The following is a 12,732-nucleotide window of genomic DNA, read 5'->3' as shown; positions in this document are numbered from 1 at the left end:
CGCCGCGCGCGCAGTTGATGCGCCGCGCCGTAGAAGAGACGCACAACACGAACTATGGCAACAGGTTTCTATTCCCATCCCGACTGTCTGCTGCACGACATGGGACAGTGGCATCCCGAGTGCCCCGCGCGCCTGCAGGCGATCGAGGATCAGCTGATCGCGAGCCGCATCGACGCGCTGATCGAGCGCGAACCGGCGCCGCTCGTCGACGAGGCCGCGCTGCTGCGCGTGCACACGCAGGCGCACGTCGACTACATCCGCGGTCGCTCGCCGCTCGAGGGCGTCGCCGAAATCGATCCCGACACGACGATGAATCCGCACACGTTGCGGGCCGCGTTGCGCGCGGCGGGCGCGGCGGTCGCCGCCACCGACGCGGTGATCGAAGGCCGCTACGACAACGCGTTCTGCAGCGTGCGCCCGCCCGGCCATCACGCGGAGCCGGCGCGCGCGATGGGCTTCTGCTTCTTCAACAACGTCGCGATCGCCGCACGCCACGCGCTCGACGTGCATGGTCTCGCGCGGGTCGCCATCATCGACTTCGACGTGCATCACGGCAACGGTACCGAGGCCGCATTCGCGGGCGACCCGCGCGTGCTGATGTGCAGCATCTTTCAGCACCCGTTCTATCCGTTCACGGGCGCCGACAACCAGGCGTCCAACATGTGCAACGTGCCCATGCCGGCGCGCTCGAACGGCATGGCCGTGCGCGAAGCGGTCGATATGCTGTGGTTGCCGCGCCTGCACGAATTCAGGCCGGAGATGCTGTTCATCTCGGCCGGCTTCGACGCGCATCGCGAGGACGACCTCGGCAACATGGGCCTCGTCGAAGACGATTACGCGTGGATTACCGACCAGGTGTGCGAGATCGCGCGGCGCTACGCGCGCGGGCGCATAGTCAGTTGTCTCGAGGGCGGCTACAACCTGTCGGCGCTCGGGCGCAGCGTGGTCGCGCACGTGCGCTCGCTCGCGGAGATCTGAGCCATGAACGTCAACCCCGTCAACACCGGCGACGCGTCGCTGGTCACCATCGAACCTGACGCGTATCGGGTACCGGGCGTCGTGCGCGTAACGATGAACCGGCCCGATGCGTTCAACGCGCTGTCCGAAGCGCTGCTCGACGAACTTCAGCAGACGCTGACCGACATCGCGAAGACCGATGCCCGCGTGGTCGTGATCGCCGGCGCGGGCCGCGCATTCTGCGCCGGGCACGACCTGAAGGAAATGCGCGCGGCGCCGTCGCTCGCGTACTACCAGCAGCTGTTCGCGCGCTGCACGAAGCTGATGCTGACGATCCAGCGCCTGCCGCAGCCGGTGATCGCGCGCGTGCACGGCATCGCGACCGCGGCCGGCTGCCAGCTCGTCGCCATGTGCGATCTCGCGGTCGCCGCCGAGACCGCGCGCTTCGCCGTATCGGGCGTGAACCTCGGGTTGTTCTGCGCGACACCGTCGGTGCCGCTGTCGCGCAACCTGTCGCGCAAGGCCGCGCTCGAAATGCTGCTGACCGGCGATTTCATCGACGCCGCCGAAGCCCGCAAGCAGGGGCTCGTGAACCGCGTCGCCCCAGCCGATGCGCTCGACGACGAAGTCGCGCGGCTCGCCGCGAGCATCTGCGCGAAGCCGGTCGAAGCGGTCAGCGCAGGCAAGGGCCTGTTCTACCGGCAGCTCGAAATGGGCATCGAGGCCGCGTACCAGCTCGCCGGGCAGACGATGGCCTGCAACATGATGGACGACTCGGCGCTCGAAGGCGTGCAGGCTTTCATCGACAAACGCGCGCCGGAGTGGAAGCGCTAGCCGACGGCTACCACGCGCCGCATCTTCTCAACTCCGTCCCACCGACCGTCTTTCAATCCAATCGACCAACCCCGCGATCACCCGATCGCGGTCGAGGTCGTTCATCGTCTCGTGATAGCTGCCCTCGTGCAGCGTGAGCGTCTTGTCAGGCGAACCCGCGTGCTCGCCGAACGCGCGGCTGCCGTCGGGCTCGGTCAGTTTGTCGTCGGTGCCGTGAAACACGAGCAGCGGCATGCGCAGCCCCGCGCGGCCACGTTCGATGCGCGCCATCGCCAGCAACAACTCGGCGCCCGTGCGCGCCGGAATCGCGTCGTGATGCACGAGCGGATCGTTGACGTTGGCTTTGACGACCGGCTGAAGGCGCGACAGCAGCGCGGGGTCGATCTTCATCGCCGGGAAGCCCGGATAGACGCGGCTGATCACCTGGCTCAGCGCGAGCATCCACTTCGGCACGTCGCGCCCCGGGGCGAGCGCGGGGCTCGACAGGATCAGACCACTCAGGCGCCGCCCGCTCGCATCGAGACGTTCGATCGCGTACAGCGCGGCCACCGCGCCACCCATGCTGTGGCCCATCAGGAAGAGCGGCGCGCAGCTTTGCGCGGCGGCGTCGAGCAGCGCCTGCGCATCGAGCAGGTAGTCGTCGAAGCGTTTCACATAGACGCGCCTGCCGGGCGCGTGGCCGTGGCCGCGAAGATCGACCGCGACGAGTTCGATGCCCGCCGCGTTGAGCCGGTCCGCCACGGCCGCGTAACGGCCGGCGTGCTCGGCGAGGCCGTGCAGCAGCGCGACCGTCGCGCGTATCGGCCCGTTCGGCTGCCAGCGATACAGCGGCAACTCGATGCCATCGGCGGTCGTGACCGACGTGCACTGCGGCGCTTCCTTATTAAGACTGCCGGCGCTCGCGCGCACCGTGTGGCTCGGGGAAGTTTGCATGGCGGTAGGCTGTGCGGAAGGGGGTGGTCCGATCATAGTCGGAGCGGCGCGATGCGCGACAGCTTTGTACGTAACGCGCGGCTCTAATGCCCTTTGGTTATGAAAAGATCGGAATTGATTATTAAAGGGTATGTCGGCGCTGCGGTAGAATGGCGACCTTAAATCCCAAATAAAAGAAACGGCGGCCGCTTGTCGGGAGCACGACGCTCGCCGGCAGCCTCCGCCGTTTTCGTTTGTCCATGATCGAAATACGCAATGTTTCCCAGCGGTTCGCCGGACCCCGGGGCTGGGTCGAGGCGCTGCACAACGTCAATCTGACGATTCCGGCGGGCGAGGTGTTCGGCATCATCGGCCGCAGCGGCGCGGGCAAGAGCACGCTCGTGCGCACGATCAACCTGCTGACCCGCCCATCCGAGGGCAACATCCTCGTCAACGGCCGCGATCTGACGACGCTGCCCGCCGCGCAACTGCGCGACGCGCGTCGCGAGATCGGCATGATCTTCCAGCACTTCAATCTGTTGTCGTCGCGCACCGTGTACGAGAACGTCGCGCTGCCGCTCGAACTGGCCGGCATGAAGCGCGACGAAATCGAGGCGAACGTGCTGCCGCTGCTCGAGCTCGTCGGTCTGTTGGCGCAGAAGGACCGCTATCCGGCGCAGATCAGCGGCGGGCAGAAGCAGCGCGTGGGCATTGCGCGGGCGCTGGCGAGCAAGCCGAAGGTGCTGCTGTCGGACGAGGCGACCTCGGCGCTCGACCCCGAGACCACGCGCGCCATTCTTGATCTGCTGAAGCGCATCAACCGCGAACTGAACCTGACGGTCGTGCTGATCACGCACCAGATGGACGTGATCAAGCAGGTCTGCGATCGCGTCGCGGTGCTCGACGCGGGCCGCGTCGTCGAACAGGGCAAGGTGATCGACGTGTTCCTGCAGCCGCACCACGAAGTCACGCGCGCGCTGATCGGCGACGTGATCGCGCAGGACTTGCCGCCCGCCATGAAGGCGCGCGTCGCGCAGCGCCTGAAGACCGGCAGCGGCCATCTGCTGCGCCTCGCGTTCACCGGTTCGGGCGTGGATCAGCCGATCCTATCGGAGACGATTCGCCGTTACGAGCTCGACTTCAATATCCTGCACGGCCAGATCGACGAGATCCAAGGGCAGGCGTTCGGCTCGCTCGCGGTTCTGGCGGGCGGCGATCCGGCCAAGGTCGCGCAGGCGCTCACGTTTCTGCGCGAGCAGGGTGTCGTAGTGGAGGAGCTCTCGCATGTTGAGTGAAATGTTCGATATGTTCGTCCAGTCGTTCTGGGAGACGCTGATCATGGTCGGCATCTCCGGACTGATTGGCGCCGTGGTTGGCGTGCCGCTCGGCGTGCTGCTGTATCTGACCGACCGCCAGGGCGTGCTCGAAAACGTCGCCGTCAATCGGGTGATGGGCGTGATCGTCAATGCGGTGCGCTCCACACCGTTCATCATCCTGCTGGTCGCGGTGATTCCGTTTACGCGGCTCGTGGTCGGTTCGTCGATCGGCACGGCCGCCGCGATCGTGCCGCTGACGATCGCCGCCGCGCCGTTCATCGCGCGTCTCGTCGAAACGGCGCTCCGCGAAGTCGACCGCGGCCTCATCGAGGCCGCTCAGGCGATGGGCGCGACCACCAGCCAGATCGTCTTCAAGGTGCTGTTGCCGGAATCGCTGCCGGGCGTGGTCGCCGGTTTGACGATCACGTTCGTGTCGCTGGTCGGCTATTCGGCGATGGCCGGCGCGATCGGCGGTGGCGGGCTTGGCGACCTCGGCATCCGCTACGGCTATCAGCGCTTCCTGCCGGAAGTGATGCTCGCGGTCGTGCTGATCCTGATCGTGTTCGTGCAACTGGTGCAGTCGTTTGGGGATTGGCTCGTGCGTCGTTTGAGCCATAAGTAAACAAGGGCGTTCGGAAGCCCGCTCATAGAGATTCGGAAAAGGTCCATCATGCAACGTCGCTTCATTCTCAAGCTGGCCGCCGCACTCGGCGCGGCAACGCTGTTCGCCACCACCGCGGCGCAGGCCGAAGATACGATCAAGGTCGGCGTCACCGGCGGCCCGCACGCGCAGATCATGGACGTCGTGAAGACGGTCGCCGCGAAGAACGGCCTCACCATCAAGATCGTCGAATTCTCCGATTACGTGCAGCCGAACGCGGCGCTCGCGAGCGGCGATCTGGACGCGAACAGCTACCAGCACGACCCGTACTTGCAGGCGCAGGTGAAGGACCGTGGCTACAAGCTGATCCGTGTCGCCGATACGGTCACGTACCCGATGGGCATCTACTCGAAGAAAGTGAAGTCGCTCGCCGAACTGCAGCCGGGCGCGAAGATCGCCGTACCGAACGATCCGACCAACGGCGGCCGCGCGCTTTTGCTGCTGCAGAAGCAGGGCTTGCTGAAGCTGCGCGCCGATGCCGGCCTGAAGGCGACGCCGCTCGACATCGTCGACAATCCGAAGAAGCTGAAGATCGTCGAGCTCGACGCGGCGCAGATTCCGCGTTCGCTGGGCGATGTCGATGCCGCCGCGATCAACACCAACTTCGCGATGGAAGCGGGCTTGAAGCCGAAGCAGGACGCCATCGCGATCGAGGACCCGAAGGGTCCGTACGTAAACGTGATCGCGATTCGCGAAGCGGACAAGAACAAGCCGTGGGTCGCGAAGCTCGTCGCGGCGTACCACTCGCCGGAAGTGAAGCAGTTCGTCGACAGCAAATTCGGCGGCTCGGTGATCACCTCCTGGTGATGCAATGATCCACGAACCAGGCAGAACACGACGGCAATGGGAAATTAGAGGTCGGAGTCGGAACCCGGGGTTGTTTCCCGGGTTTTTTAGAGATTAAAATAGAACGATCGTTCGATATTGCCGTCACGCCGCGGAGGAGCGATATCCTTCCGCAAAGCGCCCGCGACACGGCTGCCATGAGGGCAGTCGCTATAATGTTTGTCGGGTTGACGTATTCGTAACTTTGGAGCGTGTGCATGAAAATTCTGGTGCCAGTGAAAAGAGTGGTCGACTACAACGTGAAGGTCCGCGTGAAATCGGACGGTACGGGCGTCGATATTGCCAACGTGAAAATGTCGATGAATCCGTTCGACGAAATCGCGGTTGAAGAAGCCGTGCGGCTGAAGGAAGCGGGTATCGCGACCGAAGTAATCGCCGTGTCGGCCGGTATGACGCAGTCGCAGGAAACGCTGCGCACCGCGCTCGCGATCGGCGCGGACCGCGCGATCCTGATCGAATCGAACGAAGATCTGCAGCCGCTCGCAGTCGCGAAGCTGCTCAAGGCGCTGGTCGACAAGGAGCAGCCGCAACTGGTGATCCTCGGCAAGCAGGCGATCGACGACGACTCCAACCAGACCGGCCAGATGCTCGCCGCGCTGGCGAACCTGCCGCAGGCGACGTTCGCGTCGAAAGTGGTCGTGGCGGATGGCAAGGCGACGGTATCGCGTGAAGTGGATGGCGGCGCGGAAACGCTGTCGCTGACGCTGCCGGCCGTGGTCACGACCGATCTGCGCCTGAACGAGCCGCGCTACGTGACGCTGCCGAACATCATGAAGGCCAAGAAAAAGCCGCTGGAAACGGTGAAGCCCGAAGACCTCGGCGTCGATGTCACGCCGCGTCTTAAGACGCTGAAAGTCGCCGAGCCTCCGAAGCGCTCCGCCGGTGTGAAGGTGCCGGACGTGAAGACGCTGGTCGAGAAGCTGAAGACCGAAGCCAAGGTGCTGTGAGGAGACGCAAGAAATGACGAATCTGGTTAACCTGGTAGTAGCAGAACACGATAACGCGTCGATCAAGGCCGCGACGCTGAATACGATCGCAGCGGCACAGAAGATCGGTGGTGAGATTCACGTGCTGGTCGCGGGGCATAACGCGCAGGCTGCGGCCGATGCCGCAGCGAAGATCGCCGGCGTCGCCAAGGTACTGCTCGCCGACGCGCCGCAACTCGAAGCGGGTCTCGCGGAAAACGTCGAAGCGACGGTGCTGACGCTTGTGCAAGATGCGGCCAGGAACTACACGCACATCCTCGCGCCGGCTACCGCGTACGGCAAGAATATCGCGCCGCGTATCGCCGCAAAGCTCGACGTCGCGCAGATCAGCGACATCACTGCGGTGGACAGCGCCGACACGTTCGAGCGTCCTATTTATGCGGGCAACGCGATCGCAACGGTTCAATCTCAAGACCGGATCAAGGTCATCACCGTGCGCTCGACCGGTTTCGACGCCGTCGCAGCCGAAGGCGGCAGCGCAGCGGTCGAAAAGATCGAAGCCGCAGCCGACGCAGGCATCTCGCAGTTCGTGAGCCGCGAAGTGACGAAGCTCGATCGTCCGGAACTGACGAGCGCGAAGATCATCGTGTCCGGTGGCCGGGGTCTGGGCAATGGCGAGAACTACACGAAGGTGCTCGAGCCGCTGGCCGACAAGCTCGGCGCGGCACTGGGCGCATCGCGCGCAGCGGTCGACGCGGGCTTCGTGCCGAACGACTATCAGGTCGGCCAGACCGGCAAGATCGTCGCGCCGCAACTGTATGTCGCGGTCGGCATCTCGGGTGCGATCCAGCATCTGGCCGGCATGAAGGACTCGAAGGTCATCGTCGCGATCAACAAGGACGAAGAAGCGCCGATCTTCAGCGTGGCCGACTACGGCCTCGTCGGCGATCTGTTCACCATCGTGCCGGAACTCGTGAAGGAACTCGGCTAAGCGCCGCGGCGGTTGAAACAGGCCGCCGAAAATCAGCGAAGGGCGCTGGACCGACCAAGTCCCGCGCCCTTTTTTCATATCAAGGGAGGAGAACCGAAATGAGCTATACGGCGCCCATCAAGGACATGCTGTTCGTGATGAAAGAACTGGCCGGACTCGAAGACATCGCGAAGCTGCCCGGCTTCGAAGACGCGAACCTCGACACGGCGCAGGCCGTGCTCGGCGAGTCGGCGAAACTGTGCGGCGAAGTGCTTGCGCCGCTGAACGTCGACGGCGATCGCAACCCGAGCAGCTGGAAGGATGGCGTCGTCACCGCGACGCCCGGTTTCAGGGACGCGTTCCGCCAGTTCGCCGAGGGCGGCTGGCAGGGTGTGCAGCACCCGCTCGACTACGAAGGACAGGGGTTGCCGAAGCTGATCGGGACGCCATGCGTCGAAATGCTCAACGCATCGAATCTGTCGTTCGCGTTGTGTCCTTTGCTGACCGACGGCGCGATCGAAGCACTACTGACCGCCGCCAGCGAAGCGCAGAAACAGACCTTCGTGCCGAAGCTGATTTCAGGCGAATGGACCGGCACGATGAACCTGACCGAGCCGCAGGCGGGCTCCGATCTCGCGCTGGTGCGCACGCGCGCCGAGCCGCTGGGCGACGGTTCGTTCAAGCTGTTCGGCACGAAGATTTTCATTACCTGGGGCGAGCACGACATGGCGAAGAACATCGTCCATCTCGTCCTTGCGCGCACGCCTAACGCGCCCGATGGTGTGAAGGGCATTTCGCTGTTCCTCGTGCCGAAGTTTCTCGTCAACGAGGACGGCTCGCTCGGCGAGCGCAACGATGTGCATTGCGTGTCGATCGAGCACAAGCTCGGCATCAAGGCGAGCCCGACCGCGGTGCTGCAGTTCGGCGATCACGGCGGCGCGATCGGTCAGTTGATCGGCGAAGAGAATCGCGGCCTCGAATACATGTTCATCATGATGAATGCCGCGCGTTTCGCGGTCGGCATGCAAGGCGTCGCGATTTCGGATCGCGCGTATCAGAAGGCGGTCGCGTATGCGAAGGAGCGCGTGCAGAGCCGCCCCGTGGATGGCTCCGCGAAGCAGTCGGTCGCGATCATCCAGCACCCGGACGTGCGCCGCATGCTGTCGACGATGCGCTGCCTCACCGAGGCGTCGCGCGCGCTCGCGTACGTCGCTGCCTCGCACTGCGATATCGCGCATCGTCATCCTGACGACGCGACGCGTGCCAAGCATCAGGCGATCTACGAATACCTGGTGCCGATCGTTAAGGGCTGGAGCACGGAGCTGTCGATCGACGTGACGAGCCTCGGCGTGCAGGTGCATGGCGGTATGGGCTTCATCGAGGAAACCGGCGCCGCGCAGTACTACCGCGACGCGCGCATTCTGCCGATCTACGAAGGCACGACCGCGATCCAGGCCAATGACCTGATTGGTCGCAAGACGCTGCGCGACGGCGGTAAGGTCGCGAAAGAACTGCTTGCTGGTATCGCCGAAACGGTCGAAGCGCTCGGCGCGCAGCAGGGCGCGGCGTTCGCGTCGATGCGGACGCAACTCGCTGAGGGTCAGCGGGCGCTTGGCGCGGTCGTCGATTTCGTCGTCGCGAATGCGAAGGGCGATCCAAATGCGGTGTTCGCGGGCAGCGTGCCCTATCTGAAGCTCGCGGGCATCGTGCTAGGCGGCTGGCAGATGGCGCGTGCGCAGCTTGCGGCAGCGGCGAGGCGCGACGAGGATCCCGCGTTTCATGACGCGAAGATTGCGACCGCGCGGTTTTACGCCGAGCATGTGCTGCCGCAGGCGGCGGCGCTCGAAGTGGCGATCGTCAGCGCGAAGGGTGGCGAGGGCGTGCTGGCTTTGTCGGAAGACCAGTTCTAAGCATGCCTCGGTGCCTGCCGCGATTGCGGCGGCACCTTGGAAAACAAACGGCGCCTCGCGAGGCACCGTTTGTTTTTGCCGCTGCTGTTTGTTGCCGCGTGCGCTTGCGGCCAGGGCCGCGTCAGCGCACGCACTCGAACTCACGCATACGCCGGCCGATGTTCGCCCGCGGTCTCGCCGAGATAGCGATGCACCGACAGATCGTCCGCGCGGATCGCCGGTTGCTTGCCCGACATCAGGTCGGCGAGCAGTTGGCCTGAGCCGCACGACATCGTCCAGCCGAGCGTGCCGTGGCCGGTGTTCAGGAACAGGTTCGGCACCGGCGTGCGGCCGACGATCGGCGTGCTGTCCGGCGTCATTGGCCGTAGACCGGTCCAGAACGTCGCCTTCGACGTGTCGCCGCCGCCCGGGAACAGGTCGTTCACCGAAAGCTCGAGCGTCTTGCGGCGCGCCTCGCGCAGTGATTTGTCGAAGCCCACGACCTCAGCCATGCCGCCGACGCGAATCCGGTCATCGAAGCGCGTGATCGCGATCTTGTAGGTCTCGTCGAGCACGGTCGACACCGGCGCGGCAGCCGCGTCGACGATCGGCGCGGTGATCGAATAGCCCTTCAGCGGATAGACCGGAATCTTCACGATACCGTCGAGGAAGCGCGTCGAGTACGAGCCGAGCGCCACCACGAACGAGTCCGCGCGCACCAGTTCGCCGCCGCACTGCACGCCGGCGATGCGGCCGCCCGCCATCGCGAGCGCGTCGATCGGCGTGTTGTAGCGGAACTTGACGCCCAGTTGCTCGGCTAGTGCCGCGAGTCGCGTCGTGAACATCTGGCAGTCGCCGGTTTCGTCGCCGGGCAGGCGCAGGCCACCGGTGAGCTTGTGCGACACCGCGGCGAGCGCCGGTTCGGCCTTGCCGAGTTGGTCGGCGCTCAGCAGTTCGTACGGCACGTTGGCTTCCTGCAGCACGGCGATGTCTTTCGCGGCGCCGTCGAACTGCTGCTGCGTGCGAAATACCTGCAGCGTGCCACCGGTGCGGCCTTCGTACTGGATGCCAGTGTCGGCGCGCAGCGCCTGCAGGCAGTCGCGGCTGTATTCGGCGAGCCGCACCATGCGGCCCTTGTTCACCGCATAGCGCGGCGCCGTGCAGTTCTGCAGCATCTGCCACATCCATTGCAGCTGGAACGCGGTGCCGTCGAGGCGGATCGCGAGCGGCGCGTGCTTCTGGAACATCCACTTGACGGCCTTCAGCGGCACGCCCGGCGCGGACCACGGCGACGCGTAGCCCGGCGAGATCTGGCCCGCGTTGGCAAAGCTGGTTTCGAGCGCCGGGCCGGCCTCGCGATCGATGACGGTCACTTCGTGACCGGCGCGTGCGAGGTAGTACGCGCTCGTTACACCGACGACGCCACTGCCCAAAACGACGACTCGCATAGCTGCTCCAGATATCCAAAAATTGAGTGAGGGCAAGGCGCGTTTCGCTGGATTCGATCTGCTTCGATTCAACGAGCTGCAACGTGAGGTGAAATGCCGTCTGCCCAGTGTTAACCGCTATACTATTAACAGTGAAGCAGGTTTTGTTATCGTATTTTCATCATTTTCAGCAAAAACACTATGCGTACCCAGCGCCATCCCGTGCGGGCTCTCGATAAGCTCGATCACAAGATCCTGCGGCTCCTGCAGCAGGACGGCCGTATGGCGATGAAGGACCTGGCGGAACGGGTCGGTCTGTCGGTGACACCTTGCATCGAGCGCGTCAAGCGGATGGAGCGCGACGGCGTGATCACCGGCTACTACGCGCGCGTGAATCCGGCAGAACTGGGCGCGGCGCTGCTGGTGTTCGTCGAGATCACGCTCGATCACAAGAGCGGCAACATGTTCGACCAGTTCCGCCGCGAGGTGCAGAAGATCCCCGAGGTGCTCGAGTGCCACCTCGTGTCGGGCGATTTCGACTATCTGATCAAGGCGCGCATCGGCGAAATGGCCGACTACCGCAAGTTGCTCGGCGACATCCTGCTGCAGTTGCCGGGGGCGGTGCAGTCGAAGAGCTATGTGGTGATGGAGGAAATCAAGGAGACGCTGATCATCGCGGTTACCGACTAAGTGCCTGATCGCTGACGGGGCTGGTCGCGCATCTCGCGGCACACGAAGTGCTCGACAAACGGCGTAGATACTGTATATTTATACAGGTGTTTGCGCCGTTTTCTTTTGGCGCTTCGTTTGCGCTTGCTTTGCGTGGCCCGCCGTGGATGACCCCAACACCCCTGACATTCCCGAATTTCCGATCGCGCCGCCGGCGCCTCGCAAGGGGCGCGGTGCGGTCACGAACCTCCAGGGCCGCTACGAAGTCGACCAGCGCGAGGCCGTCGACGACGGCTGGCAGGCGGCCGACGAAGACGGCGAGCCGAAGCTCCTGCGCACGCAGGTGTTCGAGGAGCGCGCGAAAACCATCCTCACACGCAACGCGTCGCCGGACATTCCGTTCAATGTGTCGCTGAATCCGTATCGCGGTTGCGAGCACGGCTGTATCTATTGCTTCGCGCGGCCCACGCACAGCTACCTGGGCTTGTCGCCGGGGCTCGATTTCGAGAGCCGCATTTACGCGAAGATCAACGCGCCCGAACTGCTCGAGCGGGAACTGTCGAAGAAATCCTATGTGCCCGAGCCGATCGCGCTCGGCGTCGCGACCGACGCATGGCAGCCGGCCGAACGCGACTTGCGACTTACGCGTCGGGTGATCGAGGTACTCAGCGAGCGCAATCACCCGTTCGCGGCGATCACCAAATCGTCGCTGATCGAGCGCGATATCGACCTGCTCGCGCCGATGGCGGAGCGCGGGCAATTCATGGCCGCGATCACGATCACCACGCTGGACGCCGACATCGCGCGCACGCTCGAACCGCGCGCGGCCACGCCGTCGCGCCGCCTGCGCACGATCCGTACGCTCAGCGAGGCGGGCATTCCGGTCGGCGTCAGCATCGCGCCAGTGATCCCGTTCGTCACCGAACCGGACATGGAGCGCGTGCTCGAAGCGTGCGCGGAAGCGGGCGCCAGCAACGCGAGCTATATCGTGCTGCGCTTGCCGTGGGAGGTCGCGCCACTGTTCAAGGATTGGCTGAGCGCACACTTCCCGGATCGGGCCGAGCGCGTGATGAACCGTGTGCACGACATGCGGGGCGGCAAGGATTACGACTCGTCGTTCTCGACCCGCATGAAGGGAGAGGGGTTATGGGCGGATCTGCTCAAGCAGCGCTTTCACAAGGCCGCGCGCCGGTTGGGGCTGAGCGGGCGTGACCGCGGCATTCTCGACATGTCGCACTTTCGCCGGATCGAGTCGCCGCGAGCCGAGCAGGCGAGCGCACCGGCGCCTGACAATCCACAATTGAGGCTTTTCTAGCGAGCAGGAA

General features: G+C 64.6%; 12 protein-coding genes. 10 read left to right on the top strand and 2 right to left on the bottom strand.

Features of this window, described 5'->3' with window-relative positions:
- The first annotated feature begins 54 nt into the window (after nt 1-54).
- Both AB4Y34_RS13795 and AB4Y34_RS13790 read left to right on the top strand, forming a co-directional pair.
- On the top strand, nt 55-978 hold the full coding sequence (locus AB4Y34_RS13795; protein WP_176381330.1) for a histone deacetylase family protein: 924 nt from the start codon (nt 55-57) through the stop codon (nt 976-978).
- A gap of 3 nt (nt 979-981) precedes the next feature.
- The gene (locus AB4Y34_RS13790; RefSeq protein WP_176369273.1) at nt 982-1,791 is read left to right on the top strand and encodes an enoyl-CoA hydratase; all 810 of its coding nucleotides are present in this window, start codon (nt 982-984) and stop codon (nt 1,789-1,791) included.
- Between the two features lie 27 nt (nt 1,792-1,818).
- On the opposite strand, the gene AB4Y34_RS13785 is transcribed toward AB4Y34_RS13790, so the two are convergent.
- Nucleotides 1,819-2,724 (bottom strand): lysophospholipase, encoded by a 906-nt coding sequence (locus AB4Y34_RS13785; RefSeq protein ID WP_368716318.1) that lies wholly within the window; start codon nt 2,722-2,724, stop codon nt 1,819-1,821.
- Nucleotides 2,725-2,963: 239 nt separating this feature from the next.
- Between AB4Y34_RS13785 and AB4Y34_RS13780 the strand changes: the two genes are divergently transcribed.
- From AB4Y34_RS13780 to AB4Y34_RS13755, 6 genes are all read left to right on the top strand, one after another.
- Entirely contained in the window at nt 2,964-3,998 is a 1,035-nt protein-coding gene (locus tag AB4Y34_RS13780) for a methionine ABC transporter ATP-binding protein (protein WP_368716317.1), read from the top strand.
- Nucleotides 3,988-4,641: a methionine ABC transporter permease gene (locus tag AB4Y34_RS13775; protein ID WP_008924321.1), complete on the top strand. Its 654-nt coding sequence runs from the start codon at nt 3,988-3,990 to the stop codon at nt 4,639-4,641. Before AB4Y34_RS13780 ends, AB4Y34_RS13775 begins: the two co-directional genes overlap by 11 nt.
- 48 nt (nt 4,642-4,689) lie before the next feature.
- Nucleotides 4,690-5,487, top strand: a complete 798-nt coding sequence (locus AB4Y34_RS13770; protein WP_368716316.1) for a MetQ/NlpA family ABC transporter substrate-binding protein — start codon at nt 4,690-4,692, stop codon at nt 5,485-5,487.
- Nucleotides 5,488-5,723: 236 nt separating this feature from the next.
- On the top strand, nt 5,724-6,473 hold the full coding sequence (locus AB4Y34_RS13765; RefSeq protein WP_368716315.1) for an electron transfer flavoprotein subunit beta/FixA family protein: 750 nt from the start codon (nt 5,724-5,726) through the stop codon (nt 6,471-6,473).
- A gap of 22 nt (nt 6,474-6,495) precedes the next feature.
- Nucleotides 6,496-7,443: an electron transfer flavoprotein subunit alpha/FixB family protein gene (locus AB4Y34_RS13760; RefSeq protein ID WP_368716342.1), complete on the top strand. Its 948-nt coding sequence runs from the start codon at nt 6,496-6,498 to the stop codon at nt 7,441-7,443.
- Between the two features lie 98 nt (nt 7,444-7,541).
- A complete protein-coding gene (locus tag AB4Y34_RS13755) occupies nt 7,542-9,332 on the top strand; it encodes an acyl-CoA dehydrogenase (RefSeq protein ID WP_368716314.1) in 1,791 nt (596 codons plus the stop codon).
- Between the two features lie 140 nt (nt 9,333-9,472).
- On the opposite strand, the gene AB4Y34_RS13750 is transcribed toward AB4Y34_RS13755, so the two are convergent.
- Nucleotides 9,473-10,759, bottom strand: coding sequence for a D-amino acid dehydrogenase (locus tag AB4Y34_RS13750; protein ID WP_368716313.1), 1,287 nt, complete (start codon nt 10,757-10,759; stop codon nt 9,473-9,475).
- A gap of 180 nt (nt 10,760-10,939) precedes the next feature.
- On the opposite strand from AB4Y34_RS13750, the gene AB4Y34_RS13745 reads away from it, so the two are divergent.
- Both AB4Y34_RS13745 and AB4Y34_RS13740 read left to right on the top strand, forming a co-directional pair.
- Nucleotides 10,940-11,428 carry an Lrp/AsnC ligand binding domain-containing protein gene (locus AB4Y34_RS13745; protein WP_368716312.1) on the top strand — a complete coding sequence of 163 codons (489 nt, stop codon included), beginning with the start codon at nt 10,940-10,942 and terminating at the stop codon, nt 11,426-11,428.
- Nucleotides 11,429-11,570: 142 nt separating this feature from the next.
- Nucleotides 11,571-12,722 (top strand): PA0069 family radical SAM protein, encoded by a 1,152-nt coding sequence (locus AB4Y34_RS13740; RefSeq protein ID WP_368716311.1) that lies wholly within the window; start codon nt 11,571-11,573, stop codon nt 12,720-12,722.
- Nucleotides 12,723-12,732: the final 10 nt, after the last annotated feature.

The organism is Paraburkholderia sp. BR10954 (assembly GCF_040965775.1).
In the GTDB taxonomy this organism is placed as follows: Bacteria; Pseudomonadota; Gammaproteobacteria; order Burkholderiales; family Burkholderiaceae; genus Paraburkholderia; species Paraburkholderia youngii.
Note: the sequence above shows the minus strand (reverse complement) of the source record. Positions and strands in the feature narration are given on the sequence as shown.